This window comes from Marinobacter pelagius (genome assembly GCF_003315345.1).
Taxonomy (GTDB): Bacteria; Pseudomonadota; Gammaproteobacteria; order Pseudomonadales; family Oleiphilaceae; genus Marinobacter; species Marinobacter pelagius_A.
The window spans coordinates 165,973-190,999 of sequence record NZ_QNRO01000004.1; the positions used below are offsets into that span (position 1 = coordinate 165,973).

Consider the following 25,027-nt stretch of genomic DNA (forward strand, 5'->3'; position numbering starts at 1 on the left):
TTGGTCCCGGTCTGAAAGGTGAACTCAGTCCTCGTCCGCGCTGGCGTATTTCGGCAACTCAAGACCACAACCGGTTCGGGCCAGCTCGGACAGGATAGCTGTACGTGTGACAATGCCGACCAGTTTGCCATGGTCGACCACCGGATACACTTTCGGCTTACCGGCGCCGAGGTTCTGGGCCAGATCCACCACTGACATTTCCGGTGAGATGGTCAGAGGCTGACGGAACATGACATCGTCCACGATCGGGTCACCCTCACAGTGATAGCTGCTCACCAGCAGGGAATGGATGCAGTCCTGCTCGGAAACAAACCCCAGCACACGCCGCTGGTCATCCACTACCGGCAGACCGGTGACATGGTTGGTCAGCAGGGTCTTGACTACCTTGGTCAGGGGTGTGCCGCAGCGAACCGGCTCAATGTGGTTCCACATCACATCGGATACTTTCAGTGACCGCATGGGCAAATCCCTCCACTTCCGTTTTCATTGCAGGCCAAAGCGGCCCGCCTATCCCTAAACATAGGCAATCACCGTGCAAAAGGAAAACCGATTCGGCGAAAACGGTTTACAGGTGAAAATAACTGACTAAACTCAATCAGTTATACCCTGACTAGGGCAAATCCACTTTCTCAATCCATGGCAAACGCAGGGAGATCCCCATGTCAGCCATTGAAAATTTTATTGGTCAGATCAACGGTCTGGTGTGGGGCCCTCCCATGCTGGTCATGATCCTCGGGGTCGGGCTGTTCCTCAGCATCGGCCTCAAGCTGATGCCGGTGCTGAAACTGGGCGCAGGTTTCAGGCTCATGTGGCAGGGGCGCAAGGCCACCGGGGCTGAAACCGAGGGTGAAATTCCGCCATTCCAGGCCCTGATGACCGCACTCTCGGCCACCGTCGGCACCGGCAATATTGCCGGCGTCGCCACCGCGGTGTTCCTGGGCGGGCCGGGCGCCCTGTTCTGGATGTGGCTGACCGCCCTGGTGGGCATGGCCACCAAGTATTCCGAGGCGGTACTGGCGGTGCGTTTCCGCGAAGTGGACGAGCGCGGCAATCACGTCGGTGGCCCCATGTACTACATCCGCAACGGTCTGGGCAGTAAATGGAGCTGGCTGGGTGTCCTGTTTGCCATTTTCGCCGCCATCGCCGGCTTTGGCATCGGTAACACGGTACAGGCCAATTCGGTGGCAGACGTGATGGAGGCCAACTTCGGTCTGCCCCACTGGGCCACCGGCGTCATCCTCATGGTACTGGTAGGCATGGTGCTGATTGGCGGTATCCGTCGGATCGGCCACGTCGCCAGTGCCCTGGTTCCGCTGATGGCCATCTCCTACCTGCTGGCCGGCCTCGCGGTACTCGCCATTAACGCCGCTGAGCTCCCGGCCGCTATCGCGCTGGTGTTCAAGCATGCCTTCAGCCCGATTGCCGCCGAGGGCGGTTTTGCCGGCGCCGCGGTCTGGGCGGCGATCCGATTCGGTGTCGCCCGGGGCATTTTCTCCAACGAGGCGGGCCTCGGCTCCGCGCCAATCGCCCATGCCGCCGCACAGACCCGTGACCCGATCAACCAGGGCATGGTGGCCATGCTGGGCACGTTCATCGACACCATCATCATCTGCACCATTACCGGCCTGGTGATCATCACCTCCGGCGCGTGGACCAACGGCGTTTCCGGAGCCGAACTCACCTCCCTGGCATTTGCCGATGCGCTTCCGGGTGTGGGCAACTATATTGTTGCTATTGCCCTGGCGGTGTTTGCCTTTACCACCATTCTGGGCTGGTCGTTCTATGGCGAGCGCAGCATCGAGTTCCTGTTTGGCGTGAAGGCGATCGTGCCTTACCGGGTTGCCTGGATCATTGCGATCCCCATCGGCGCCACCCTGAACCTGGGATTTGTCTGGCTGGTGGCCGATACCCTTAACGCCATGATGGCGCTGCCCAACCTGGTGGCCCTGTTACTGCTCAGTCCGGTGGTGTTCAAGCTGACCCGTGAGCACTTTGCCCGGGAGAAAGCACTGGGCGTTGATTGATAGGCAGGCTCTCAAGTTCCTGTTATATCGATGTAAAAAAGTGTTTGGATGAGGTGGATCATTGCACCCTTGTATTCACCTCATCCAGCACCAGAATACTTGTATACACTCAAGAAACCGGAACGACCATCAGAGGAGAGAATCTATGAGTTTGCGTCTTGGAGATACCGCACCGGATTTCGAACAGGATTCAACAGAAGGCAAGATCCGTTTCTACGACTGGCTTGGCGACAGCTGGGGAGTTCTGTTCTCCCACCCGGCAGACTTCACCCCGGTGTGCACCACCGAGCTCGGCCTCACCGCCAAGCTGAAGGACCAGTTCGCCAAGCGTAACGTCAAGGCCATTGCCCTGAGTGTCGACCCGGTCGACTCCCACAAGGAATGGGTGAAAGACATCGAGGAAACCCAGGGCTGTTCGGTGAACTTCCCGATCATCGCCGACGAGGACCGCAAGGTTTCCGAGCTGTACGACATGATCCATCCCAATGCCGACAGCAGCCTGACCGTGCGCTCCCTGTTCGTGATCGACCCTAACAAGAAGGTGCGCCTGATCATCACCTATCCGGCCTCCACCGGTCGTAACTTCAACGAAGTGCTGCGAGTCATCGACTCCCTGCAGCTGACCGACGAACACAAGGTTGCGACCCCGGGTAACTGGGAACGTGGCGGTGACGTGGTAATCGTGCCGTCCCTGCAGGACGAGGAAGAGATCAAGGAACGGTTCCCGCAGGGCTACAAGGCGGTGAAGTCCTACCTGCGCATGACACCGGATCCCAAGACCAACTGGGGTGGTGACTGAGGAATGAAGAAGGGGTCAGAAGAAAAGCTTCTTCTGACCCCGGAGCAAGGTTCCAAGATGGGGTCAGATGAAAGCTTTCATCTGACCCCTTTTTTATGAGCCCGGACCAAACCCACCGGGGTCTGAAGAACTCGTTCTTCTGACCCCTCTTTTACATCCCTATCAGAATGCCGGAACCACGGCACCCTCATACTTCTCCAGGATAAAGTCCTTCACCGCCTCGGACTTCAGCACCGCCGCCAGCTTCTGCATGGCTTCGCTGTCCTTGTTGTCCGGACGGGCAACCAGGATGTTCACATACGGAGACTCGGAACCCTCGATCACCAGTGCGTCTTCAGACGGGTTCAGGCCCGCTTCCAGCGCGTAGTTGGTATTGATCAGCGCCAGGTCCACCTGGTTCAGGATACGCGGCAGGGTCGCAGCTTCCAGTTCCTTGAACTCCAGGTTCTTGGGATTTTCCACGATGTCGCTGGCGGTGGAAGTGATCTTGCTCGGGTCCTCAAGCTTGATCAGGCCTGCCTTCTGCAGCAACAACAGGGCACGACCACCGTTGGTCGGATCGTTCGGAATTGCAACTACGGCACCGTCTTCAAGCGCATCCAGCGAATCAATCTTGCTCGAATAAGCGCCGAACGGCTCAACGTGAACACCGGTGACGGTCACCAGGTTGGTACCGCGGCCTTCATTGAATGATTCCAGGTACGGTTTGTGCTGGAAAAAGTTGGCATCCATCCGCTTCTGGTCCACCTGGATGTTGGGCTGGATGTAGTCGGTGAAGACTTTCACGTCCAGCTCCACACCTTGCTCAGCCAGGGTTGGCTTCACGAACTCCAGGATTTCCGCGTGAGGCACGGGAGTTGCTGCCACGGACAGCTCCTCGGCAGAAGCGGCAACGGAAAAAGTGGCGGCGGCTGCAAACGCGGCCAGGGTCTTCTTGAAATTCATAACCTGTTCTCCTGTGTAAGAGACATTGAACTTAGATGGTCCTGTTGGCTCGGGCCGCCGGCGGGCGATGCTTCCCGAAAACGTGGAGCGCCAGGGATGGCGCGACCAAGCCCTACAGGGACGTATTCACGGGCGTTTTTCGGGAAGCATCGCCCGTCGGCGGCTCCCCCCAAAACTCTGACGGCTACTTACGACTGAAATACAAAACCAGACGGTCGCCAACCATCTGGAGTACTTGTACAAAAATCACCAACAGCGCCACAGTAATCACCATGACGTCAGTCTGGAATCGCTGATAACCGAAGCGGATAGCCAGGTCGCCCAGACCACCACCGCCGATAACACCGGACATGGCGGCATAGGACACCAGGGTAATGGCGGTGACGGTAATGCCGGCGATAATGCCCGGCAGGGCCTCCGGCAGTAAAGCCCCGAGGATGATCTGGCGCACGTTGGCACCCATGGCCTGGGTCGCCTCGATGATGCCCCGGTCCACTTCCCGCAGAGAGGTTTCCACGAGGCGGGCGAAGAAGGGCGCACCACCAGCCACCAGCGGGGGAATGGCACCGGCGACACCCAGCGAGGTGCCAATCAGCATCACGGTGAACGGGATCATCACGATCAGAAGAATGATGAACGGAACCGATCGAAGCACGTTCACAACAAACGACAGCACGGCGTAGGCCACCGGCTGCTCCAGCAACTGACGTTTGCCGGTCAGGAACAACAGCACCCCGATGGGCAGGCCGATCAGCACACTGAACAGCAGGGACATACCCACCATCACCAGAGTGTCCCAGCTAGCCCAGCCGATTTCGCTCCAGTCGACGTTACTCAATAAGGCTTCCATCAGCGCAGCACCTCCACATGGACGTCGGCGGCTTCGAATTCCTGCATGGCCACGTTCAGGTCACCACCGACCAGAGACAGGGTCAGCTGGCCGTAGGGGGTATCCTTGATGTGGTCGATGCGGCCGGACAGGATGCTGAAATCCACGCCGGATTTGCGGGCCACGCTGCCCAGCAGCGGCTGGTAGGTGGACTCGCCCTTGAAGGTCAGGCGCAGGATACGGCCATTGGCTTTCTGCAGATCTTCCTGCAGCTCCTGGTGGTCGATGCTCTCGCTCTCGAACACGAAATCCCGGGTAGTGGGATGCTGCGGGTGCAGGAACACGTCGCTCACCGGTCCCATTTCCACCACGCGGCCGGCGTCCATCACTGCCACCCGGTCACAGACCCGGCGCACCACGTCCATCTCGTGGGTGATCAGGACAATGGTCAGGCCCAGCTCGCGGTTGATGTCCGCAAGCAGCTTCAGGACCGATTGGGTGGTCTGCGGATCCAGGGCACTGGTAGCCTCGTCGCACAGCAGGATGGTCGGACGGCAGGCCAGGGCGCGGGCAATGCCCACCCGCTGCTTCTGGCCGCCGGAGAGCTGGGACGGGTACTTGTTGGCATGGTCAGTCAGGCTGACCCGGGCCAGCAGTTCCTCGATCCGCTCCCGGATCTCGGTCTTCGAATAGATGCCTGCCAGCTTCATCGGGAAAGCGATGTTGTCCGCCACGGTCTTGGACGAGAGCAGGTTGAAGTGCTGGAAGATCATGCCCACCTTGCGGCGGAATGCCCGCAACTGGGCCGGGTTGTAGCCGGTGATGTCTTCGTCGTCGATCAGGATGCGGCCACCGGTGGGTGGTTCCAGCAGGTTGATCAGACGCACCAGGGTGGACTTGCCCGCCCCGGAGTGACCGACGATGCCGAAGACCTCGCCGGTTTCAACGGTCATATCCGTGGGGTGCAGCGCAGGGATCGCCCGGCCGCCCACCTGATACGACTTCTGTACCTGGTCAAATACAATCACAGTCAGCGCCTTGTGGGTGCAGCGTTAAAACCGGCGATTATAGCGCAATCCGTGACCAAACCCGAATGGGAATGAATTACCAACCGTGGCCAGGGTATGGGTAAATGCCCTTACAACCACGGTAGCAAGTAGCTTTGCCGGTCTATAGCGAGTAGAGCTTCGTCACGTGCAGGATAGGCCCGGTGGGCGCACCGGTGGGTGAACCGCCGGTCGGCTCCAGACTGATGGCCAGGGTACGGCTTCGGGACAGCGCCTCACGGGCTTCGTCACTCAGCCGGACCCGGTGCACCCCGCCGGCGGGAATCACCCCGAGCGAGAGCGGTTGGCCGTTTTCCGGTACCACCCAGAGCTCATAATCCTTGCCCGCTTCCGCAGCAGAGGCGGCCACCGAGCGCAGTTTCAGCAGGTTCTCGGTCCCGGATTCACTGACCAGCCAGAGCGGGTCTTCCAGGTTCGCCTGCACAATGGCACCGGAGAGCTGCTCCCCGGTCGGTTTTGGCTGCTGAATCAGTACCACCGCCAGGACCAGCACCGCCGCGGTGGCCAGCATGCTCCAGCTGGGCCAGAACCAGCGGCCGATACCACGGGCAGGTTTCCCGGGCTGCTCTTGCGCACCCCAGAGCCGGCGTTCGATGTTGTTCCAGACCGACGCCGGGGGCTGATTCTCGGGGACGTCCCGGGCCAGATCACCCAGTTTTTCTTCCCAGAACCAGACTTCCCGGCGTACCCGGGTCGATTCCATCATCCACTGTTCGAAACGGCGGCGGGCCGCTCCCCTGAGGGACCCGAGGACGTACTCCGCTGCCAGCGCTTCGATTCGTTCCGGTGTCTTTTTCATTGTTCAAGGCACCTTTTCAAAGCCATCAGCCCGCGCCGTATCCAGCTCTTTACGGTACCGATGGGGGAGCTCAGGGCCTGTGCCAGCTCTTCATGGGTAAAGCCACGGTAATAGGACAACAGGATGCTGTCACGCTGAACATCGGACAGCTCATCAAGGCAGCCGGTCAGTTTTTGCGCACCGGACTCGCGCAGGGACAATTCCAGCGGCCCGTCTCGACCGTCGTCCAGTTCGTTCAGATCCTCATCGTTGACCGTTTGTCGCACCTTTCGGGCACGGATGAGGTCCAGGGTGCGGTAGCGGGCAATGGTCATCATCCAGCCCAGGGGCGCGCCCCGGTCACTGTGGTACTCACCGGCACGGTGCCAGATCTGGATGAAGGCGTCCTGCAGCGCTTCCTCCGCCAGCTCCCGCTGCCCCGCTAGCCGGAGGCAAAGCCCGAACATACGCGCCGCAATGTGTTCATACAGCTCCTGGAATGCCCGTCGATCCTGCTGGGAAATCTTCATCAGCAGCCGCATGAGCTGGTCCTGATCGGCATCGGTCTGTGTCATAGCTACCCCTTATTGTCCTCGTTGTTTTCGGGTAATACGCGGCCCCCGGCTTCAGGGATGCGCTTCAAGGCTATCCGGAAAAATTTATTCGACTGTGCATCTTTCCTGCGTGCTCCTCCGTTACCCCTGTGCAACACCAAGAAACCCTTACCTGAGGAGAACGGGATGAACAACGTACTAAAACGCTCCGGCCTCACCATTGCAGTGGCCAGCGCTGTGCTGTCCGCCGGCCTGAGCCACGGCTCCAGCCATCGCGAGGCACCATTCATCACAGAGGTGCCCAAGGTTGATGGTACTGACTTCTACATGTTTCGCAGCTACGAATCCGGTCGTGAGGGATTTGTGACCCTTATTGCCAATTATCTGCCTCTGCAGGATGCCTATGGCGGCCCGAATTACTTTGACCTGGACGAAGACGCCATTTATGAGATCCATGTGGATAATGATGGCGACGCCGTAGAAGATCTGACGTTCCGATTCGAGCTTCAGGATGTGCTGAACGACATTCAGCTGCCGGTGGGAACCGAAGGCAACACGGAGATGGTGTCTGTCCCGCTGAAAAACATCGGCGACGCCACCAATAACGCCAACGTGCAACTCCGCCAGCAATACAGCGTGAAGGTTGTTACCGGGGATCGGAACACGGGCACGGTACAGACCGCCACCAACGTCAGCACCGGTACCGATACCTTCGCCAAGCCCCTGGATAACATAGGTGCGAAGTCCTTCGCCGATTATGCGGCCTACGCGAACCAGCACGTGTTCGGTATCGATATCCCCGGCTGCAACACCGACGGCAGGGTCTTCGTCGGCCAGCGCAAAGAGGCGTTCGCGGTCAATCTCGGCGAGATCTTTGACCTGGTCAACACCAACCCGCTCGGGCCACGCAACGGCGAGGGTGCCGGTGACCTGGCCGACAAGAACGTCACCTCCTTCGCCCTGGAAGTCCCAACCGGCTGTCTGACCGGGTCGGCCGTGAACTCCAACGACCAGCCGGTGCTCGGCGCCTGGACCACCGCCAGCGTTCGTCAGGCTCGGGTACTTAATCCTGCCCCTTCCGCCAACGGCAAGGGGGCGACCGTGGAGGGCGGGGCCTACACCCAGGTTTCCCGACTGGGCATGCCGCTGGTGAACGAGGTGGTGATCGGCCTTAAAGACAAGGACAGGTTCAATGCCAGCGAGCCCAGGGACGACGGTCAGTTCCTGACTTATGTAACCCATCCCACCTTGCCGGAACTGCTCGAAGTTCTCTTCCCGGTCGAGGCGCCTAATAACTTCCCGAGAAACGACCTGATCACTGCCTTCCTGACCGGTGTTCCCGGCGTGAACATGCCGGTTGGCGTGACCGCTTCCGAGATGCTGCGTCTGAACCCGACGATTCCTGCAACGCCACTGGACTCCCAATCCGATCTTGGCGTGCTTGGCGGTGATGACGCCGGCTTCCCGAATGGCCGACGCCCCTATGATGACACCGTCGATATTGCCCTGCGCGTTGCAATGGGGGTACTGGCCGACCCGGCAGACGCACCGGATGGAAGCCTTGCCTATACCGACGGGGTCCAGCTGGCAGCGGATCCGTCAACGTTGCCGGCGGACTACGAAGTCTTCCCGTACCTGGCAACCCCGATTGCCGGCTCACCCAACGAATAAGAGGTACCAACAATGAGAACTCTGTTTCAATTGGGGTCCATTGGACTGCTCGTAGCCCTGCTGAGCGGCTGCTTCGGAGGCTCCAGCAACGGGCGCCCGAATCCATCGGTTGATTTCACGACTTTCGTGAAGGCCCAGATTGCCGCTACCGGCAAGGTGAAGGCACCTGTGGCGGTCAATCCGGTCGATTTCAGCTTCAACGATCAGAACAATCCGCAGGCCTATGATGACCTGTTCCGTTAACACCAAAGGCAGCCGGACCTTGCTTGATTTGTGTCCGGCCACCTTCCTCCCTGCCCTCCGGGGCAGGGCTTTTTGGATTGGGCTCGGTCTCGCTGGCCTGTTGTTGTCTCCAGACCCGTTGCAGGCGGCGCCGAGTCCAATCCAAAGCGATTTCGCGGACGACGCTGTCGTGGCGACCCTGCCCGACACCCCACCGATACCCGAGCAACTCCCGACAACATCAACCGACCTTGCCGACCGGGTTCAGAACCTGATTAGCCAGGCCCGCAGCACCGGCGACCCGCGTTACCTGGGTTATGCGGAGCGGCTGTTCCAGCGGTGGCCGGAATCGTCGCTCAACGACCGGCTGTTGGTACTCCGGGCCACGCTCTCCCAGAGCCTGCACCGATTCGAGCAGGCCCGGGAGGATCTCACCGTGGTGCTGGAACGAAGCCGGAACCGCCAACACCGGATCCAGGCCCGGCTTACCCTGGCCAATCTGGAGACAGTGCGGGGTCGCTACGCTGAAGCGCAACACCACTGCTACCAGCTGGCACTCGACTACCCGGGGCTTATCGCCGAGAGCTGCTCCGCCCAGGTTGCCGCCAGAACCGGGGATCCGGAGGCCGCGTACCGGGCACTCGAAACACGCCTGGCCAACTCCGATGCAAAGCGCCCGACCGCGCGACTCTGGGCCGAGGGAACCCTGGGTGACATCGCAGCACAACTGGGCCGGGAGGCAGCAGCCAGACACTGGCGCGACGTGCTGTCGGCCTCCCCCTCCGATCTGTACATCCGGGCCCAGCTCGCGGACTGGCACCTTCAAAGGGGGCATTATCGCGAGGTAGTGGCGCTTACCGAAAGCTACGAGCAGGTCGACTCGTTGGCGGTCATTCGCGCCATCGCGATGCACCGCAGCCAGCACCCGGAACAGGACGCCCTTACCCAACAACTCCGGGAGCGTTTCAGCGAGGCCCGTTGGCGCGGGGCATTGTTACACCAGCGCGATTACGCCCGTTTTCTGCTGGACGTGGAAGGCCGTCCCGAACAGGCTCTGGAACACGCCTGGGACAACTGGCAATCCCAACGGGAACCCCTGGATACCCGGCTGCTGCTGCGCGCGGCACAGGCCGCCGGAAACCGGGATACGCTCGCATTTCTCCGCCAGTGGCTGGAGCAGTATGGGCAAACCGACGCCCGCTATCCGGAGGTAGCTTCATGACAGGGCTCCGACTCTGGGCACCATGGCTGCTGCTTCTGGCATTTCTGAGTCAGAGCGGCACTGCACTGGCCCACAAGGCCAGCGACAGCTTTATTTACCTGGATTCGGATGCCGGGGAACTGCGTATCGATGTCGCCCTGCGTGACCTTGCATTACTGGTGCCACTGGATCAAAACCAGGACCGGCAGATCACTGGCCGCGAGGTGCGCAATCAGCGCCCGATCATCACCCGAACGGTGGAAAACGGGCTTGAGCTATCGGCAGAGTCCGGTGTTTGCCGCCTTCAGGGCCTTGAGTGGGGACTGAGCCGGCACAGTGACGGCCGCTATGCGGCAGCGCGTTACCGGATCGTTTGCCCGGATGGGGATGATCCCGGGCAACTGCAGTATTCGCTGCTATTCGACCGGGACAGCCTCCACCGGGGGCTGGTCCGGATCACCTCCGATTCCGGTTCCACGCTTGCGGTGCTGTCGCCGGACCGCAACACGTTGCCGCTGACCTCCGGGTCATCCCGCACGCTGGAGACTTTCGCAGCGTTTCTCGTGGAAGGGGTGGTCCATCTGTTGATTGGCCTCGATCACATCCTGTTCCTGCTGGTGCTCGTCCTGCCGGTCAGCCTCATGGCCCCGGAGACAGGGAGCGACACCATCAGATCCAGCATCGTCCGGCTGGCCGGGATCGTCACCGCCTTTACCGTCGCTCACTCCATCACACTGGCGTTGGCGGCCCTGAATCTGGTGACCCTGCCCATCGCCTGGGTCGAGACGGTCATCGCACTGTCCATTGCCGTCGCGGCAGTGAACGTAATCTGGCCTGTGCTGGGCCGGAAAACCTGGAAACTGGCGTTTGCCTTCGGCCTGATACACGGATTCGGCTTCGCCAGTGTGCTGGGGGATCTGACCAGTGGTGTCTCGGACATGGCCGTGGCGCTGGCCGGATTCAATCTGGGCGTGGAGCTGGGGCAGTTGGGGCTGCTGGTGCTGGGTTTCCCTGTTCTGTGCCTGTTCTCGCGGTGGCGACTTTACCAGCGGGCTATCGTCCCGGCCATACTGTTGGCAGTGGTGGGTACGAGCCTTGTGTGGGCAGCCGAGCGGGCCGCTTTCATCTGAAATCGCCTGCGGTAGCCGTTGCCGGCTACCGCGTTATCGGTCTCAGTGCAGGGCGCGCATCTGGCGCGGGTAAAGTGCGGCGCTCACTTCCGGTTCCTCGAGGAGGTCCGCCAGTTCACGGTCCACGTCTGTTTCCTCCCCCTCGGCCGGCAGCGGCTCAAAGAGCGTATTCAGCCAGGCGGTAACCGACGGCGCTTCGTCCCGCCGGTAATCCGTGGACAGCGCCTTGATCCGGCGGAAGCCGATAATGCGCTGATGGCGTGGATCCCGGATCTGTTCAAAGCCCCGCCAGTAGACATGATCCCGGGTGTGGAGCTGGACGAACAGGGTGTCGATCGGGCCACCGGAATCATCGTCCGGGGCGGCTTCATCTGCTTCGTTTGCTTCGCCTTCTTCGGTTTTCTTATGGCGAATAGTGGTCCAGGCCGGGTAGAGCACCGCCACGGCGTCCGCTTCCACGTGCTCCCGCGCAGCACGGAGAATCAGTCCCCAACGGGCCTTGTCGGCATCGCTTTCAAGGGAGTTAATGGGCAAGTCGTAGCTTTGCTCACTGGACAGGACGATTGCCATCATCGGGGCGTCAAGTTCCCCCATGGCCTCGGCCTGTGCTACTGATACCAGTTCGTCGATTGCCATCGGTTGGTTCATAAGACGCTCGCCTCCTCGATGCCATCTGGTGGGTCAGGAAGAAGATGCCTTCCTGACTCACAGCATAGCCTGTTCCACACACAAAGATAAACGTGGAGTTTCGGAAGCCGGATCACAACCCCTCAGAATGCATCTTCCAGGCGTTCATAGTGACTGAACCAGGGCGTGGCCTCCTCGAGCTGCGCCGCCAGCTGGAACAGCACGTCCTCACCACCGTGGGGCGCCCCGAACTGGACGCCGACCGGCAGCCCCGACAGTGTCCAGTGCAGGGGCACCGACATGGCCGGAGTCCCGGTCAGGTTGGCCAGCTGGGTGAACGGCGTGCGAGCCAGGCTCTCCAGGGCCATCTGGTCCACCTGGCCACTGCGATGCACCAGCCGGCCCGCTTTCAACGCCAGCATCAGCTTTGCAGCAAATTTCAGATGGGACGGCGTGTCCAGTTCTCCTATACGGGCCGGCAACTGGCCCGTGGTCGGACAAAGGTAGAGATCATAACTCTCGAAGAAGGTGCCCAGCGCCCGGGCGAACTCGTTCCACTGCTGGCGCCGGCGGACATACTCCGGTAGCGGCATGGTCCGGCCGAGCATGGCAATCAGCCGGGTATCCAGCTCGAAATCATCATCGGTGGCGCCGAACTGCTCACGGGCCCGCTCCATCAGGGCCGACACCTCGCCGAAATACAGTGCGAGGTAACACCGGGCCAGAGCCATGCCATCGAATTCAGGCCGGGCATACTCGACAATGTGGCCCATCCTCTCCAGGGTGCGGGCGGTCTCCTCCACGGCGGCAATGCATTCGGGCGCGACGTCGGTATCATAGGGAGATTCGGTAAACACACCGATGCGCAGCCGGCCCGGGGCCTGTTGCATCAGTTCCGTGTAGGGTGCTGACGGCGGCGCAATGACAAAGGGATCGCCCTGGGCAGGCCCGGCCAGCACATCGAGCATGGCCGCGCTGTCGCGGACGGTGCGGGTCACCACGTGATCGACCGAGGCTCCGGTCCAGGTCTCGCCCAGGAACGGCCCACTGGAAACCCGGCCCCGGGAGGGCTTGAGCCCGAATAGACCGTTGTAGGCAGCCGGGATGCGAATGGAGCCACCGCCGTCGTTGGCGCCGGCCATCGGCACCACTCCGGCCGCCACCGCGGCACCGGAGCCTCCGCTGGAACCGCCCGGGGTAAGGTCGACGTTCCAGGGGTTGCGACTGGCGCCCCAGAGCTCCGATTCGGTCACCCCCTTCAGACCAAATTCCGGGGTGGTTGTTCTCCCAAGGAAGACCAGACCACCCTGACCGGCGCGTCGGGTAAACTCGGAGTCCACCGGCGCGATATTGTTTTTCAGGCCACGACTACCGTAGCTGCAGGGATGGCCGGCCTGCTCCTGCGCCAGGTCCTTGAGCAGAAAAGGAACGCCACTGAACGGGGCGGATTCGGTAAACTTCTGTTCGAGGGCTTCGGAGAACTGGGGATGGCAGATGGCATTCAGGGTTCCATTGACCCGGGTCGCACGCTCAATGGCCGCTTCGCACACATCCCGGGCCTGGATCTCGCCTCGCCCGATCAGGTCGGCAAGGGCCATGGCATCAAGTTTCAGATACTCGGATTGCTTCATGATCACGTCCGTTTGTTATTGTGTTATCTGAATGGTGACGGGTATTACTGATATGAACCGGAAAATCGGAAGCTTACGCCAGCCTGCTCTGTTTTTCATCCTGCTCCTGCAGGCCTTTTCTGCAACCGGAGCTGCGTCACAGGACGAGAGCGAAAACGACGGCTGGACCAGCGTTATCCGCAACTCACCGTACTGGGTCAGCCAGGGGGTCTACCAGAATATCCAGACCATCCGTAGCTGGGTACTGGCCGAAAACGCCTACTGCTCCGAGTCCGAGCGCCACATCCTGTTCGACATGCGCGGCCGGTTCCTGGGCTGGATTGCCGATGGCCCCGACACGGCCAGTACCCAGAAGAAGCTGAACAGCACCCGCCAATCCCTCCATGAACGGGGAGAGGTGGACAGCTGGGTGGCGGGCAGTGAGGGGCAGACCGGTTATCCGTTCGCCCTGGCCTGCGATCAGCCTCACGTCAATTTACCGGAAGCGCTCGCCCGTTACCTGGGCACTCTGCCCGCCGACCGCCTCTGGGGCCGGTGGGACGACCTGAGCTTCGCCAGCAGCGACCAGCCCGGCAACCTCCACGATGCCCTGCTGTATGTGTACAACACCCGCCAGCAACAGGGACGACTGGACCTGCCAGCCGCCATGCCCCGCTATCTTGCCGGCCAGTTACTGATCGAGAGCGGCGGCCAGGCCCGGGCCCACTCGGCCGCCAACGCCCGGGGCATACTGCAGCTTTCTCCCAGCGCGCTGTCCGATTGCGGGCTCAAGCCTGAAAACTACTGGCATCGCCTGGCACAGATCGACTGCGCCCTGCGCCTGACCAACCAGAATGCCCGGAATCTGCGCCCGGCCTTCGACGCCAGATTCGGGCACCTGCCAGAGGACAAACAGGACCGTCTGTTCACCCTGCTGCTGATCCAGGCCTACCATGGTGGTGCCGCCCGGGTGCAGGCACTGCTTGAAGACGACATCCTGGCCCGACCCGCGGCCTATTTCGCCGAGCACCAGGAGCGCTTCACCGCGGGCGATATTGCCTTCGGCATAGTCTTCCACAACCTTGGCCGCGACCGGCTCGGCCTGGCGTCACTGTATTATGTGGCCGATGTACAGCTTGCCACCGAGGCCCTGTGCCGGAATCCCCGACTCAAGGACACGGATTTCTGTCAATGGAACTGACCCTGATCCCGGAGGCCCTGTCGCCCGGAATTGCCCTGTTCCTGCTGGCCTGCTCGACGCTGACCTCGATGATAACCGCCAGTCTGGGCGCCGGCGGTGGCCTGCTGTTGCTGGTCCTTATGGCGAGCTGGCTGCCCCCGACCGCCATCATACCGGTGCACGGCATGATCCAGTTGGGCTCCAACGCCGGGCGCATGGTGCTCACCTGGAAACACATCGACTGGAGAGTGATCGCCGCCTTCGCACCCGGAGTCGTGGTCGGGGCCGCTATCGGTGCCTGGCTGCTGGTGAACCTGCCTGAACACCTGTGGCAACTGGCCATTGCCCTGTTTGTGCTCTATCTGTGCTGGGGCCCGGCCCTGCCAAAAGCGGCCTTCGGGCGCATGGGTGTTTTCCTGGCCTCCGCACTGACCAGTTTCATCAGCCTGTTCGTGGGCGCGACCGGCCCTCTGGTGGCCGCCTTCATCAAGCAGATACACCGGGACCGGTTTGCCACGGTCGCCACCTTTGCCACGGCCATGACCCTGCAGCATCTGCCCAAGGCACTGGTGTTCGGCTTCGCCGGTTTTGTCTTCGCCGACTGGCTGGTGTTCATTCTGGCCATGGTCGCCTTCGGCTTTGCCGGCACCTGGCTCGGATTACACGTGCTCCGGTCCATGGGCAACCGCTGGTTCACCCTGGTGTTCAATGTGATGCTCACGGCCCTCGCCCTGCGTCTGCTCTGGCAGGCAGGCATTACCGCCGGCTGGTGGTCAGCGCCCTTCTAATCACCCGAATCACCGGAATCCGGCGGCACAGGTACCACCACAACGGCATTGCGCCCCCGGGATTTGGCGACATAACAGCCCTCATCCGCCCGGGCCACCACCTCACGGGGGCCACTGTCACGAATGGTAAGTTCCGTCAGGCCTATCGATGCGGTCACCCCGAAACTGCGACCATCCTGCTCGATACGCAGCGCCTCAACACCGGCCCGGATCTTTTCCGCCAGAATTTCAGCCGGGCCAAGCCCGCAGGAAGGCAGGATCACGCCGAACTCGTCGCCCCCTAACCGGGCGACCGTGTCCGAATGGCGCACGGAGTCCTTGAGCAGATCCGCCAGCCGACGGAGCAGGTCGTCACCGAGCAGGTGGCCACCCTGGTCATTGACCGGCTTGAAGTGGTCCAGGTCGATCAGCATCAGCACTGAAGGCGTATCCTGCCGGGCAGCCTCACCCAGAAGTTTGACCAGGGTTGCGGTAAAGGCACGGCGATTCAGCACCTGGGTCAGGCTGTCGTGGGTTGCCTCCCAGGACAATCGCTGTTCCTCCCGACGGCGCTCGGTGTCATCCCGGAGGACAAACACCAGCTGCTCGTTGTGGAGGCCCTGACGGATGTGGAGCAGGGTGAGGTCGATGTCGAACTCCACCGCCCGGTGATTGCGCAAGGTGGCATACAGGCTGTCGATATCAGCGCCCTTGAGAAAATCGGTGCGATGCCAGGGTTGGCCGGCCGCCTTGATGGTCACCATGTCGAAAAAATTCTGGCCCAGGCAGTTGTCGTCGACTCCGATGAATCGGCAGGCCGCCCCGTTGGCAAAGCGGATCATACCGTCGGCGTCGAGCATCAGGACCCCTTCCTGCAGGACACCCAGGATGCTCTCTGCCCGTTGCTGCTCCTGGTGCAGCGTTTCCGTCACGGTATTGAAGACCTCGGCAACCCGGCGAATTTCCCTGCCACCGGCCACCTCAACCGGGATGGTGCGGGTACCTTGGTAGCGCTCCTGGATCTGAATGGCCAGGGTCTGAAGGGGAGCCATCAAGCGGCGGAAAAGCCACAAAGCCAGGGGCACGACGATCAAAATGACCGCAAACAGAATCCAGACAAAGTTATCACTCGCCCTCGTAATCGGCGCATAGGCTTCCTGCGTTGGCCAGACAGCAACCACGAACCAGGGCACTTGGGCCATTTGCTGGACCGACATAATACTGTCCTGACCGAGACTGTTCTGCGTCTGCACTGTTCCCTCGAAGCCAGCCAGAGCCTCCGTCATCACCGGAATCTCACGGCCCACCGGCACCATCACTTCGCCGGTCGCCCCGTGGCTGATTATCGTGCCACGATGACTGACCAGATTGAGGTAACCGGTTTCTCCAACCGTGAGGTCACTAAAGTCCTCCATGAAGTCATCGCCTTCAAGGAGAATGGCACCACCGAGTGCCCCGACAAACCGGCCATCGTGATTAAACACGGGGACTGCAATCATCACAGCAGGGTGGTTCCGAACGTTGGAAACGAAGGGCTCACTGATGACCGGTGTAAGCTGGCTGGCAACACGTGTGAAATAGTCCCGGTGACTAACGTTCAGGCCGGTCTGCTCATAAGCTTCCGGATACTCCGCCAGGACCTGACCCTCGGTGTCGATCAGGTAAAGACCGTCAAACTCATGCTGCAATGCCACCTGTTGCTGCACGATGACCCGGGCACGCCGACGTAGCGCCGTTTCACTCATAGTCAGACTGACGGCTACCTCACTCAGTATCTCCAGCCGGCGCCCGAGTCTATCGTCCAGCTCCAGCGATACCAGTTCGGCGATGGTGGCGACCTGATCACGGGCCTGCTGTTCCAGCTCAGTCCGGCTGAGCAACGAACCTGCGCCGGTCACAATCAGCGCAGTCACCAGGACAACAATGGTCACCAGGGCCACCGCCCGGTTCACCAGGCTTCCGAACCACCGTTGGATCAGCACGTCAGGCCAGCTCCATAGTCGAGTATCAAGGGTGCGATAGATCCTCCCCCTGTTGAACAGAATTCCATCACCAGCCAGTTTAGCGAGCCGACAAACCCCTACAAAAGACCAAGACAGGCCAGTCCACAACATTTAACATGTTTGAAATTTTACTGATAATCGTTATTATTTAGATCCAAATTCTTAAAACCGAGGGGATTCCAATGTCTGATCCTGCCAATGTAGTCAGTTTTCCCTTCCTGCAGGGTCCGATTGCGCAACTGATTGATATGGGTGGCCCGGTCATGATGGTGTTACTCGCCCTCGCGGTCCTGGGCGTGGTGGCGTTTTTCTACCTGATGCTGTCGGGCACACTCTACGCCCCAAGGCTGAACCGGCATCTGAAGCAGACCCTCCGCCATTGGCAGACCGACCCGGGCGCCGTGAACCCGGAGCATCTCCGCAGCCAGGCCAGATTCCGAGACCGGATGAACCCACTGCTTCACCTGGTGGCGGATACCATCGAGGCCTGCAAGAAACGTGTCGACGGCCAGCAGATCCGGGAAACCGCTGCACGGGACGCACAGCACGCCCTGGAGCCCTTCGAAGCGCCCCTGAAAATCATCGAAGTGATTGCGGCACTTGCCCCTCTGCTGGGGCTTCTCGGTACGGTAATGGGAATGATGGAGGCCTTCAGTGCCATGGCCGCCACCGAAGGCCGCGCCAACGCCGCACAACTCAGCGGCGGCATCTACGAGGCCCTGACCACCACCGCGGCGGGTCTGGTCGTGGCCATTCCCTTTGCCGCGCTGGCCGCCTGGATCGAATTCCGCCTGCGCCGGATTCACAAGACCATCAACAGCACCCTGGTCAGCATCCTCAACGTGGCGGAAACGCCCCGGAGCAACGAGGACGCGCTTTCGCCCTCCGGAGAGGCCGGCGCCGCTTGGCCTCGGGAACAGGCTGAAAACAACGGATTCACCGGCAGGCAGCGGTTTGCCCATGCAACTGGTTGATCCCCGGCCCAGCCGCCCCATCCCGATCCGCATCACGCCGCTGATCGACGTGGTGTTCATCCTGCTGGTGTTCTTCATGCTCACCAGCCGGCTTTTGCCGGTGGGCGCCCTGGAACTTGCCAACGACACCAGCCAGCGCGGTGGCGCGGACGGCGCCCCGTTGCCGGCATTGACCGTCATCAGTGACGGAAAGGTACGCTGGGAGGATCGGACCTACCAACCCGATGAACTGGCAACAGAGCTGAAGCAGCGCGGCATCAGCGAAGTCAACCTGGCCACGGAAGGTCAAACACCGCTTTCGGGCTTCACCCGAACCCTGAGCCTGCTCGACGTGCAGGGCATTACCACCCACTGGCAACGAACAGATCCGAAACAACCATGACCAACCTGGTTCCGCCTCCGGCCACCTCCGGCAAGTCCCTGCTGGAACGGGTGGAGGATGCCCTGTTACCACTCATCAATCTGGTCTTTCTGCTGCTGATGTTCTTCATTGTGGCGGGCCAGCTTGCCAATGAGCCCTTGCCCGAGTTGCCGGGCGCTGCCGCCAGCGGACAGGAACAGACACCGGAGGCCGACCTGAAAGTCACCGAAGGCGGCCGCTGGATGGTCGGCGCCAGCAGCGTCGATGAACAGACCCTGCTGGCCAGCCTGCCGGAACCGGGGGCCGGGCAACCCTTGCGAGTGGCTGCGGTCGAATCCGTGACCATGGCCGAACTGGAGCGACTGTTCCGGATCCTCGAGCGTGGTGGTCACAACGACATCCTGCTGTTGACGGAGCCCGGCTCATGAGCCTCTCCCGCCCCCTGCAGAAAACGGGGCTGGTGCTCCTGGCCATGCTGCTGACGGCGGCAGTCCTGGTCTGGGCCGCTCCGCAACAACCGCTCAAGCTTGAGCCCCTGGGCGAGGACGCCATCAACCCGGCGCCGGCCATTCGCATCAGCCTCGCCGGTCGGCCGCCGGAGCCAAAGAAGCCCGATTCCCTGCAGGACCCGGCGCCAGCACCCGACCCCGCCCGCAAACCGGAGCCAAAGCCCAAGCCGGAACCCAAACCCAAACCTGAGCCCAAACCTGAGCCTGAGCCTGAGCCTGAGCCTGAGCCTGAGCCTGAGCCTGAGCCTGAGCCTGAAACGAAGCCTAGTCCGGCTATTGCGGATCCGGAACCCCAACCCGAGTCCGCACCCTCGTTGGCAAAGACAAACAGGGAACCCCAGGAAAACAATACCAGTGAGCAGCAGCCCGTGGCCCTACAGAATGCAGGATCGTCCGCGGACGTGGATAACTATCTCTCAAAGCTCAGCCGTCACCTGGCGCGCTTCTATGACTATCCAAGGCGGGCACGCCGCCTGGGGCAGGAGGGCACCCCGGTGATCGTGTTCGAATTCCAACGGGACGGCACCCTGGTCCGCCACGACCTCAGGGACTCCTCCGGGCATGAGCTTCTGGATGAGGCCGCAATGAACATGCTGGCCCAGGCTGCGCCCCTGCCCGAAGTTCCGGACCGGATGAAAGGGCAGAGCTTCAGCTTTGCCCTGCCGGTTCGGTTTCGCCTGCGCTGACGACTATCTGGTGCAGGCCAGAACTTGCCACCAAGGCAATTTCTGGCCACGGATGCAGGCACGATGTTGCCTGCATCCCCCACGGAATCGGGCCAAAAATATCTATGCCATTGTTTTTAGTGCAATTTAAAGAGCTGGCACGAGACTTGTTGGTGACATGGGCGTCCAGGGAAGAACCCAGGGACAATCATTCATCAAGTCAAGGAGCAGACTCATGCCAACCCCGTGTTACATCAGTATCGAAGGCCAGACCCAGGGAAACATCACCGCCGGCGCTTTCACCTCAGATTCCGTAGGCAACATCTACGTGGAAGGCCACGAAGACGAAGTCCTGGTTCAGGAATTCAGCCATGTGGTCACCGTGCCGACTGACCCCCAGTCCGGCCAGCCCTCCGGTCAGCGGGTACACAAACCCTTCAAATTTACCGCTGCCCTGAACAAGGCCACACCGTTGATGTACAACGCCCTGGCTTCCGGCGAGATGCTGCCCAAGGTGGAACTGAAGTGGTACCGCACTTCCGTAGAAGGCAAGCAGGAGCATTTCTTCTCCACCATTCTGGAGGATGCCACTGTCATCAACATCGACTGCAACATGCCCCACTGCCAGGATCCGGCCAAGGCCGAATTCACCCAGCTGGTGGAAGTGTCCCTGGCCTACCGCAAGGTAACCTGGGAACACGCCGTTGCCGGCACCTCCGGTGCCGACGACTGGCGTTCGCCGATCGAGGCCTGATACCAACGTACCTATCCGGGAAAACGGTTGGCCCAGGGGCCGGCCGTTTTCATTTGTGCTGCCTGCCGGGCGCCGTTAAGATGATCTCCTGCACAACAGGTTCATCATGCGCGACTCATCTTCTGCCCTACACCAGATCGGCCAACTCATGTGCGAGGCCACCCGGGATATCCTCTGGCAACCTGCTGCCGACTGGCTGAGCTCACAGTCCACCGGGGGTGCCCTGCGTTGCCGGGTCGGGTCCGGGCAGGCCACCTACCATCGCTACGATCCCCGGAAGAAGCAGCACCTGATCAACTACGGGCTGCGCATGATTGCCGCCAAGCTGCAGCCAGAGACTGCCGAGGGGTGGCTATCGACCCGGGAAATCCGCGGGCGGGGCTATTTCGATGGCGAGCTGAGCACCCTGAACCTGCTGGCCCACACTTGCTGCCATGAGTTTTCCCATCTGCTCCAGTACAGTGCCGGCCAGCGTTCCTATGGTTCGGTCCACAACCGGCACTTCTACGAGATTCTTGACCAGTTACATGAAAGCGGTGGGGCGGGTGCTACCCGGCACTTTCTTGCCGAACAGGCCCGCACCCGGGGGCTTGAGCTTCCGACCTCTCCCTTCGAATTGCCCGATAGCCGACATCAGGCGCGGCAATGGCAGGTAGGGGAAAGGGTCAGCTTTGGCGAAGGCAACCGGCAAAAACACGGCGAGATCATCCGTGTAAACCGGAAAACCTGCACGGTACGGGGCATAGGGCTCGCCCGGGGCACCCGTTACCGGGTGCCGCTGTCCATGTTGCGCAAGGCCGGGTAGCAGCCGACTCAGGGCCTCAATTCCGTGCACGCCGCCCCGCCAGGGGGCGAAAATCCCCACCACCTACTGTGACAAAACCGATCCGTCCTTCCACCTCTATGTTTTTCATAGAATTATAGAGTTGGCACGAAGATCGCTAAGTTTTCCGCAGGGATGAACGTCCCGGCCAGGGATTCGGCCGGACCATCAGATCATTGTTGTTGGCATTGGCACCGGGCTCACAAATCCCTTGCAGGAGGCGGAGCCCGGTTTTTTTTCGATGACAACAACAGTTGCCGGATTCAGCCTCCAACCGTTACCAGTAGTCAATTCCAGAACCGCCCGACTAAGGTAAGATCACGGAAAACAGAACGACAAGGATGCGCCCCGTGAAGCCCCTGAGTCCCACCGACCAGCTGTTCCTCTGGCTCGAGAAACGCCAGCAACCCATGCACGTGGGCGGCCTGCAGCTGTTCTCCTTCCCGGAGGATGCGCCGGACGACTACGTAGCTCGGCTCGCTGATCAGCTCCGGGAACACACGCTGGTTACCCCGCCTTTCAACCAGCGCCTGAGCTACCGCCTGGGCCAGCCGGTCTGGGTCGAGGATGAGCATCTGGATCTGGAGCACCATTTCCGTTTCGAGGCGCTGCCCACCCCCGGTCGTGTTCGCGAGCTGCTGACCTTTGTTTCGGCGGAGCATTCCCATTTGATGGATCGGGAGCGGCCAATGTGGGAAGTGCACCTGATCGAGGGGCTCGGCGAGCGGCAGTTCGCTCTGTACACCAAGGTCCATCATTCCCTGGTGGACGGGGTCTCGGCCATGCGCATGGTGACCGGCACCCTGTCCGAGGATCCGGAGCAAAGGGGCATGCCGCCGATCTGGGCACTGCCACCCAGGGTCCGGGACGAATCCGGCGAGGGCCCGTCAATGTGGCGCAGCATCGGGCACCTGCTGGGGGAATCCGGCAAGCAACTGGGCACGATCCCCACCGTGGCCCGGGAGTTGCTGAGGACCATCAACGAGGCCCGCAAGGATCCGGCCTATCACTCCATCTTTCATGCCCCCCGCAGTGTGCTGAACCAGAGGATCACCGGCTCCCGCCGGTTTGCCGCCCAATCCTTCTGCCTGAAGCGGATCAAGGCGGTGTGTCAGGCGTACGGTACCACCGTGAACGATGTGGTCACGGCCATGTGCGCCACGGCGTTGCGGGGCTACCTGATGAACCAGGAGGCGCTGCCAACCAAGCCGCTGATTGCCATGGTGCCGGTATCGCTGCGCCGGGACGACAGTTCCGGCGGCAACCAGGTGGGCGTGATTCTGGCCAACCTGCACACCGACGAGCCGGACTCGGCCGAACGGCTTCGCAAGATCCATCAGGGCATGCAGGAAGCCAAGGACCGCTATGCCCACATGTCGCCGGAGGAAATCATCAACTATACCGCGCTGACCCTGGCGCCGGCCGCGTTCCACCTGCTCACCGGGATGGCTCCGAACTGGCAGACGTTCAATGTGGTGATTTCCAACGTTCCGGGTCCCCGGGAAACCCGGTACTGGAATGGCGCGAAAATGGAAGGCATGTATCCGGTGTCTATCGCCATGGACCGGCTGGCCCTGAATATGACCCTGACCAGCTACAACGATCAGGTGGAATTCGGGCTAATTGGCTGCCGGCGAACCCTGCCCAGTCTCCAGCGTATGCTGGATTACCTGGACGAGGGTCTGGCCGAACTGGAGGCTGCCGCAGGGCTGTGATCAGCCGAAGCGGCGTTCTTCGTTGCGCACGGAGATCTGGTCGTTCAGGGTCCAGAAGTCGTAAAGCACGCCGATCATGAACAGGCCGCCGGTCAACAGGTACAGCAGGCCGGTCAGCCACTTGCCCATGTACATCCGGTGCACCCCCAAGACGCCAAGGAAGGTGAGCAGCAACCAGGCGATGTTGTAGCTGATCTCGCCCTGGCGGAAGCGCAGGTCTGCCTCCCGGTCCATGGCGGGGATCAGGAATAGATCGATGATCCAGCCAATGAAGAACAGGCCGAGGGTGAAGAACCAGATGGTTCCGGTTACCGGCTTGCCGTAGTAGAAGCGATGTGAGCCCAGGAATCCGAAGATCCAGAGGAGGTAGCCAAAGACTTTGCTGTGGGTGTTGGGTCTGTCGGTCATTTACACGTCCTGGTGAGATTTTGGATTTACGGAGTTACATGGGGGCCTGAAGTCAAATTAGCAAGGTTTCGGGTTTGGTGCCGGACCTCGCGATAACGCTTTTGAAACCACAGACTTCAGGGGCCGACCTCTGGCGCCGGATCTGGGCCATCTTCCCGGAATTCGCTGGCCGATTTGCCGGTCCATTTTCGGAACGCGCGACTGAAGTTGGACAGGTCGGCATAGCCCAGTTCGTAAGCGATCTCGCTGACGGACTGGTTGGTGTAACGCAGCAGCTGGATGGCCCGGTCCTTGAGCACCGATTCGAGGATTTCCCGGTAGCTGGTGTCCTTGTCCGCCAGCCTCCGTTTCAGGGTTCGGGAGGAGACGCAGAATCGTTCTGCCATGGCCTCCAGAGAGGGCAGCGGACCAGGGGTCATGCGTAGCATGTTGCGGACCGCGAGGGCGATGTCGCCCTGTTCTTTGAGGGCCTTCTGCAGTTCGAACTCGCACTGTTCCCGGGCCATGGCGGAGGCGTCGGCATCGGCCAGGCGCATGCGGACGTCGAGCATGGTCTTGGGGAAGATCATCATTTGTTCCGGCTGGCCGTACTCGAAGCGGACCGGCAACTGATCGGCGAACTTCCGGTAATAGTGCGGTTCCGGTGAGCTCAGGTGGACGGATACGCCGGGGAGTTTGCCGTCTTCCAGGGCGAAGCCCCTGGCTTCGGCGTCTTGCCGGTCGAGCAGCTGTTCGGTGAGCAGGATCAGCGTGGCGCTGACGGTTTCGGCGAGGAAGGCATAGAGCTCCGGCACGTCGAATTCGGCACACAGTTGCACCAGGACCTGGTTCCCGGCCAGGGACTGGTTCATGGTCAGGAACGGGGCGCGCAATTGCAGGTAGCGGCGTACGGAGTCCAGCGCTCCCTCGAAAGTGGGGCTGGTGAGTGCGGCGAAACCCAGGGTGCCGTGAATGGTCAGCCGCAGTTCCCGGGCGAGGGCAAAACTCAACCCCTCGTCACCGGCCAGCTCCCGGGCCCGCTGGGCCATGATGGTAGCGTCGGTGACGAAGACCCGGCTGTCGTTGGCTTTCAGGTCAGCGGCGGTGAATGACAGCCCTTCATACAACTTCCGATCGTTGTGTCCCAGTTTCCGGACAGTCTCCGCCAGCACCCGGAGGTACACGCCGGGCACCAGGAAAAATCCCGGCATCTGCCGCTCGTTGTCCGGGGTACCTGTTGCCATACGCGGTTCCTGATTCCTGTATTGGTTGTTACCGGACTCTATCAGAAGCCGCCAGCCCGGACAGTGGGGCCACACACACCACCGGCACCGTCACCGGAGTCAATCGATCCACGTTCCCTGTGTCCCATCCTGAATGATGGCCGTCCCGTTCGAGCATTCAGCCTTACCGTTGACCCGCGCACACTGGT

At 61.2% G+C, this 25,027-nt stretch carries 26 protein-coding genes; 15 read left to right on the forward strand and 11 right to left on the reverse strand.

The window, feature by feature from the left end; translation table 11 throughout:
• Positions 1-24: 24 nt before the first annotated feature.
• Positions 25-459 (reverse strand): CBS domain-containing protein, encoded by a 435-nt coding sequence (locus tag DET50_RS05760; protein ID WP_113861923.1) that lies wholly within the window; start codon positions 457-459, stop codon positions 25-27.
• Between the two features lie 200 nt (positions 460-659).
• On the opposite strand from DET50_RS05760, the gene DET50_RS05765 reads away from it, so the two are divergent.
• Together DET50_RS05765 and DET50_RS05770 are read left to right on the forward strand one after the other, a co-directional pair.
• The gene (locus DET50_RS05765; RefSeq protein WP_113861924.1) at positions 660-2,024 is read left to right on the forward strand and encodes an alanine/glycine:cation symporter family protein; all 1,365 of its coding nucleotides are present in this window, start codon (positions 660-662) and stop codon (positions 2,022-2,024) included.
• Between the two features lie 145 nt (positions 2,025-2,169).
• Positions 2,170-2,823 carry a peroxiredoxin gene (locus tag DET50_RS05770; RefSeq protein ID WP_113861925.1) on the forward strand — a complete coding sequence of 218 codons (654 nt, stop codon included), beginning with the start codon at positions 2,170-2,172 and terminating at the stop codon, positions 2,821-2,823.
• Positions 2,824-2,985: 162 nt separating this feature from the next.
• Here DET50_RS05770 and DET50_RS05775 read toward each other — a convergent pair whose 3' ends face one another.
• From DET50_RS05775 to DET50_RS05795, 5 genes are all read right to left on the reverse strand, one after another.
• Positions 2,986-3,768: a MetQ/NlpA family ABC transporter substrate-binding protein gene (locus DET50_RS05775; RefSeq protein ID WP_113861926.1), complete on the reverse strand. Its 783-nt coding sequence runs from the start codon at positions 3,766-3,768 to the stop codon at positions 2,986-2,988.
• Positions 3,769-3,952: 184 nt separating this feature from the next.
• Positions 3,953-4,618 (reverse strand): methionine ABC transporter permease, encoded by a 666-nt coding sequence (locus DET50_RS05780; RefSeq protein ID WP_091998835.1) that lies wholly within the window; start codon positions 4,616-4,618, stop codon positions 3,953-3,955.
• Positions 4,618-5,625, reverse strand: coding sequence for a methionine ABC transporter ATP-binding protein (locus DET50_RS05785; RefSeq protein ID WP_113861927.1), 1,008 nt, complete (start codon positions 5,623-5,625; stop codon positions 4,618-4,620). Before DET50_RS05785 ends, DET50_RS05780 begins: the two co-directional genes overlap by 1 nt.
• 142 nt (positions 5,626-5,767) lie before the next feature.
• Positions 5,768-6,463, reverse strand: coding sequence for an anti-sigma factor (locus DET50_RS05790; protein WP_113861928.1), 696 nt, complete (start codon positions 6,461-6,463; stop codon positions 5,768-5,770).
• Positions 6,460-7,017, reverse strand: coding sequence for a sigma-70 family RNA polymerase sigma factor (locus DET50_RS05795; RefSeq protein ID WP_113861929.1), 558 nt, complete (start codon positions 7,015-7,017; stop codon positions 6,460-6,462). The genes DET50_RS05790 and DET50_RS05795 overlap by 4 nt, the downstream gene beginning before the upstream one ends.
• A 165-nt stretch (positions 7,018-7,182) precedes the next feature.
• Here DET50_RS05795 and DET50_RS05800 point away from each other — a divergent pair, with 165 nt between their 5' ends.
• The 4 genes from DET50_RS05800 to DET50_RS05815 all read left to right on the forward strand — a co-directional run bounded on the left by DET50_RS05800 (position 7,183) and on the right by DET50_RS05815 (position 11,220).
• A complete protein-coding gene (locus DET50_RS05800) occupies positions 7,183-8,667 on the forward strand; it encodes a DUF4331 domain-containing protein (protein ID WP_113861930.1) in 1,485 nt (494 codons plus the stop codon).
• Positions 8,668-8,679: 12 nt separating this feature from the next.
• The gene (locus DET50_RS05805) at positions 8,680-8,910 is read left to right on the forward strand and encodes a hypothetical protein (protein WP_113861931.1); all 231 of its coding nucleotides are present in this window, start codon (positions 8,680-8,682) and stop codon (positions 8,908-8,910) included.
• A 169-nt stretch (positions 8,911-9,079) separates the two neighbouring features.
• On the forward strand, positions 9,080-10,111 hold the full coding sequence (locus DET50_RS05810; RefSeq protein WP_258546054.1) for a tetratricopeptide repeat protein: 1,032 nt from the start codon (positions 9,080-9,082) through the stop codon (positions 10,109-10,111).
• Positions 10,108-11,220 (forward strand): HupE/UreJ family protein, encoded by a 1,113-nt coding sequence (locus tag DET50_RS05815; RefSeq protein WP_113861932.1) that lies wholly within the window; start codon positions 10,108-10,110, stop codon positions 11,218-11,220. The genes DET50_RS05810 and DET50_RS05815 overlap by 4 nt, the downstream gene beginning before the upstream one ends.
• 42 nt (positions 11,221-11,262) lie before the next feature.
• Here DET50_RS05815 and DET50_RS05820 read toward each other — a convergent pair whose 3' ends face one another.
• Both DET50_RS05820 and DET50_RS05825 read right to left on the reverse strand, forming a co-directional pair.
• Positions 11,263-11,868: a hypothetical protein gene (locus DET50_RS05820; protein ID WP_113861933.1), complete on the reverse strand. Its 606-nt coding sequence runs from the start codon at positions 11,866-11,868 to the stop codon at positions 11,263-11,265.
• 122 nt (positions 11,869-11,990) lie between these two features.
• Positions 11,991-13,478, reverse strand: a complete 1,488-nt coding sequence (locus DET50_RS05825) for an amidase (RefSeq protein WP_113861934.1) — start codon at positions 13,476-13,478, stop codon at positions 11,991-11,993.
• Between the two features lie 52 nt (positions 13,479-13,530).
• Here DET50_RS05825 and DET50_RS05830 point away from each other — a divergent pair, with 52 nt between their 5' ends.
• Positions 13,531-14,658 (forward strand): lysozyme family protein, encoded by a 1,128-nt coding sequence (locus DET50_RS05830; RefSeq protein ID WP_113861935.1) that lies wholly within the window; start codon positions 13,531-13,533, stop codon positions 14,656-14,658.
• Positions 14,649-15,425: a sulfite exporter TauE/SafE family protein gene (locus DET50_RS05835; protein WP_113861936.1), complete on the forward strand. Its 777-nt coding sequence runs from the start codon at positions 14,649-14,651 to the stop codon at positions 15,423-15,425. Before DET50_RS05830 ends, DET50_RS05835 begins: the two co-directional genes overlap by 10 nt.
• Here DET50_RS05835 and DET50_RS05840 read toward each other — a convergent pair.
• Positions 15,422-17,386, reverse strand: coding sequence for a sensor domain-containing diguanylate cyclase (locus DET50_RS05840; RefSeq protein WP_309472648.1), 1,965 nt, complete (start codon positions 17,384-17,386; stop codon positions 15,422-15,424). The genes DET50_RS05835 and DET50_RS05840 overlap by 4 nt on opposite strands.
• Before the next feature lie 203 nt (positions 17,387-17,589).
• Between DET50_RS05840 and DET50_RS05845 the strand changes: the two genes are divergently transcribed.
• From DET50_RS05845 to DET50_RS05875, 7 genes are all read left to right on the forward strand, one after another.
• Positions 17,590-18,381 carry a MotA/TolQ/ExbB proton channel family protein gene (locus tag DET50_RS05845; protein WP_113861938.1) on the forward strand — a complete coding sequence of 264 codons (792 nt, stop codon included), beginning with the start codon at positions 17,590-17,592 and terminating at the stop codon, positions 18,379-18,381.
• Positions 18,368-18,763, forward strand: coding sequence for an ExbD/TolR family protein (locus tag DET50_RS05850; RefSeq protein WP_113861939.1), 396 nt, complete (start codon positions 18,368-18,370; stop codon positions 18,761-18,763). Before DET50_RS05845 ends, DET50_RS05850 begins: the two co-directional genes overlap by 14 nt.
• On the forward strand, positions 18,760-19,170 hold the full coding sequence (locus DET50_RS05855) for an ExbD/TolR family protein (protein ID WP_113861940.1): 411 nt from the start codon (positions 18,760-18,762) through the stop codon (positions 19,168-19,170). Before DET50_RS05850 ends, DET50_RS05855 begins: the two co-directional genes overlap by 4 nt.
• Positions 19,167-19,937 carry an energy transducer TonB gene (locus DET50_RS05860; protein WP_113861941.1) on the forward strand — a complete coding sequence of 257 codons (771 nt, stop codon included), beginning with the start codon at positions 19,167-19,169 and terminating at the stop codon, positions 19,935-19,937. Before DET50_RS05855 ends, DET50_RS05860 begins: the two co-directional genes overlap by 4 nt.
• A 214-nt stretch (positions 19,938-20,151) precedes the next feature.
• Positions 20,152-20,670, forward strand: a complete 519-nt coding sequence (locus tag DET50_RS05865) for an Hcp family type VI secretion system effector (protein ID WP_091998809.1) — start codon at positions 20,152-20,154, stop codon at positions 20,668-20,670.
• Between the two features lie 106 nt (positions 20,671-20,776).
• Positions 20,777-21,475 carry a hypothetical protein gene (locus DET50_RS05870; RefSeq protein ID WP_258546055.1) on the forward strand — a complete coding sequence of 233 codons (699 nt, stop codon included), beginning with the start codon at positions 20,777-20,779 and terminating at the stop codon, positions 21,473-21,475.
• Between the two features lie 359 nt (positions 21,476-21,834).
• Entirely contained in the window at positions 21,835-23,208 is a 1,374-nt protein-coding gene (locus DET50_RS05875; protein ID WP_258546056.1) for a WS/DGAT/MGAT family O-acyltransferase, read from the forward strand.
• Here the strand turns inward: DET50_RS05875 and DET50_RS05880 are convergent, their stop codons facing one another.
• Positions 23,209-23,616, reverse strand: coding sequence for an NINE protein (locus DET50_RS05880; protein WP_113861944.1), 408 nt, complete (start codon positions 23,614-23,616; stop codon positions 23,209-23,211).
• Positions 23,617-23,732: 116 nt separating this feature from the next.
• The gene (locus DET50_RS05885) at positions 23,733-24,839 is read right to left on the reverse strand and encodes an AraC family transcriptional regulator (RefSeq protein WP_113861945.1); all 1,107 of its coding nucleotides are present in this window, start codon (positions 24,837-24,839) and stop codon (positions 23,733-23,735) included.
• Positions 24,840-25,027: the final 188 nt, after the last annotated feature.

Bases quoted from the DNA above. Each gene is read 5' to 3' on its own strand.
- DET50_RS05865 (WP_091998809.1), top strand. From the start codon at position 20,152: ATGCCAACCCCGTGTTACATCAGTATCGAAGGCCAGACCCAGGGAAAC.
- DET50_RS05800 (WP_113861930.1), top strand. From the start codon at position 7,183: ATGAACAACGTACTAAAACGCTCCGGCCTCACCATTGCAGTGGCCAGC.
- DET50_RS05880 (WP_113861944.1), bottom strand. From the start codon at position 23,616: ATGACCGACAGACCCAACACCCACAGCAAAGTCTTTGGCTACCTCCTC.
- DET50_RS05835 (WP_113861936.1), top strand. From the start codon at position 14,649: ATGGAACTGACCCTGATCCCGGAGGCCCTGTCGCCCGGAATTGCCCTG.
- DET50_RS05815 (WP_113861932.1), top strand. From the start codon at position 10,108: ATGACAGGGCTCCGACTCTGGGCACCATGGCTGCTGCTTCTGGCATTT.
- DET50_RS05870 (WP_258546055.1), top strand. From the start codon at position 20,777: ATGCGCGACTCATCTTCTGCCCTACACCAGATCGGCCAACTCATGTGC.
- DET50_RS05790 (WP_113861928.1), bottom strand. From the start codon at position 6,463: ATGAAAAAGACACCGGAACGAATCGAAGCGCTGGCAGCGGAGTACGTC.
- DET50_RS05805 (WP_113861931.1), top strand. From the start codon at position 8,680: ATGAGAACTCTGTTTCAATTGGGGTCCATTGGACTGCTCGTAGCCCTG.
- DET50_RS05780 (WP_091998835.1), bottom strand. From the start codon at position 4,618: ATGGAAGCCTTATTGAGTAACGTCGACTGGAGCGAAATCGGCTGGGCT.
- DET50_RS05795 (WP_113861929.1), bottom strand. From the start codon at position 7,017: ATGACACAGACCGATGCCGATCAGGACCAGCTCATGCGGCTGCTGATG.
- DET50_RS05845 (WP_113861938.1), top strand. From the start codon at position 17,590: ATGTCTGATCCTGCCAATGTAGTCAGTTTTCCCTTCCTGCAGGGTCCG.
- DET50_RS05875 (WP_258546056.1), top strand. From the start codon at position 21,835: ATGCGCCCCGTGAAGCCCCTGAGTCCCACCGACCAGCTGTTCCTCTGG.
- DET50_RS05770 (WP_113861925.1), top strand. From the start codon at position 2,170: ATGAGTTTGCGTCTTGGAGATACCGCACCGGATTTCGAACAGGATTCA.
- DET50_RS05850 (WP_113861939.1), top strand. From the start codon at position 18,368: ATGCAACTGGTTGATCCCCGGCCCAGCCGCCCCATCCCGATCCGCATC.
- DET50_RS05820 (WP_113861933.1), bottom strand. From the start codon at position 11,868: ATGAACCAACCGATGGCAATCGACGAACTGGTATCAGTAGCACAGGCC.
- DET50_RS05885 (WP_113861945.1), bottom strand. From the start codon at position 24,839: ATGGCAACAGGTACCCCGGACAACGAGCGGCAGATGCCGGGATTTTTC.
- DET50_RS05855 (WP_113861940.1), top strand. From the start codon at position 18,760: ATGACCAACCTGGTTCCGCCTCCGGCCACCTCCGGCAAGTCCCTGCTG.
- DET50_RS05825 (WP_113861934.1), bottom strand. From the start codon at position 13,478: ATGAAGCAATCCGAGTATCTGAAACTTGATGCCATGGCCCTTGCCGAC.
- DET50_RS05765 (WP_113861924.1), top strand. From the start codon at position 660: ATGTCAGCCATTGAAAATTTTATTGGTCAGATCAACGGTCTGGTGTGG.
- DET50_RS05860 (WP_113861941.1), top strand. From the start codon at position 19,167: ATGAGCCTCTCCCGCCCCCTGCAGAAAACGGGGCTGGTGCTCCTGGCC.
- DET50_RS05760 (WP_113861923.1), bottom strand. From the start codon at position 459: ATGCGGTCACTGAAAGTATCCGATGTGATGTGGAACCACATTGAGCCG.
- DET50_RS05775 (WP_113861926.1), bottom strand. From the start codon at position 3,768: ATGAATTTCAAGAAGACCCTGGCCGCGTTTGCAGCCGCCGCCACTTTT.
- DET50_RS05830 (WP_113861935.1), top strand. From the start codon at position 13,531: ATGAACCGGAAAATCGGAAGCTTACGCCAGCCTGCTCTGTTTTTCATC.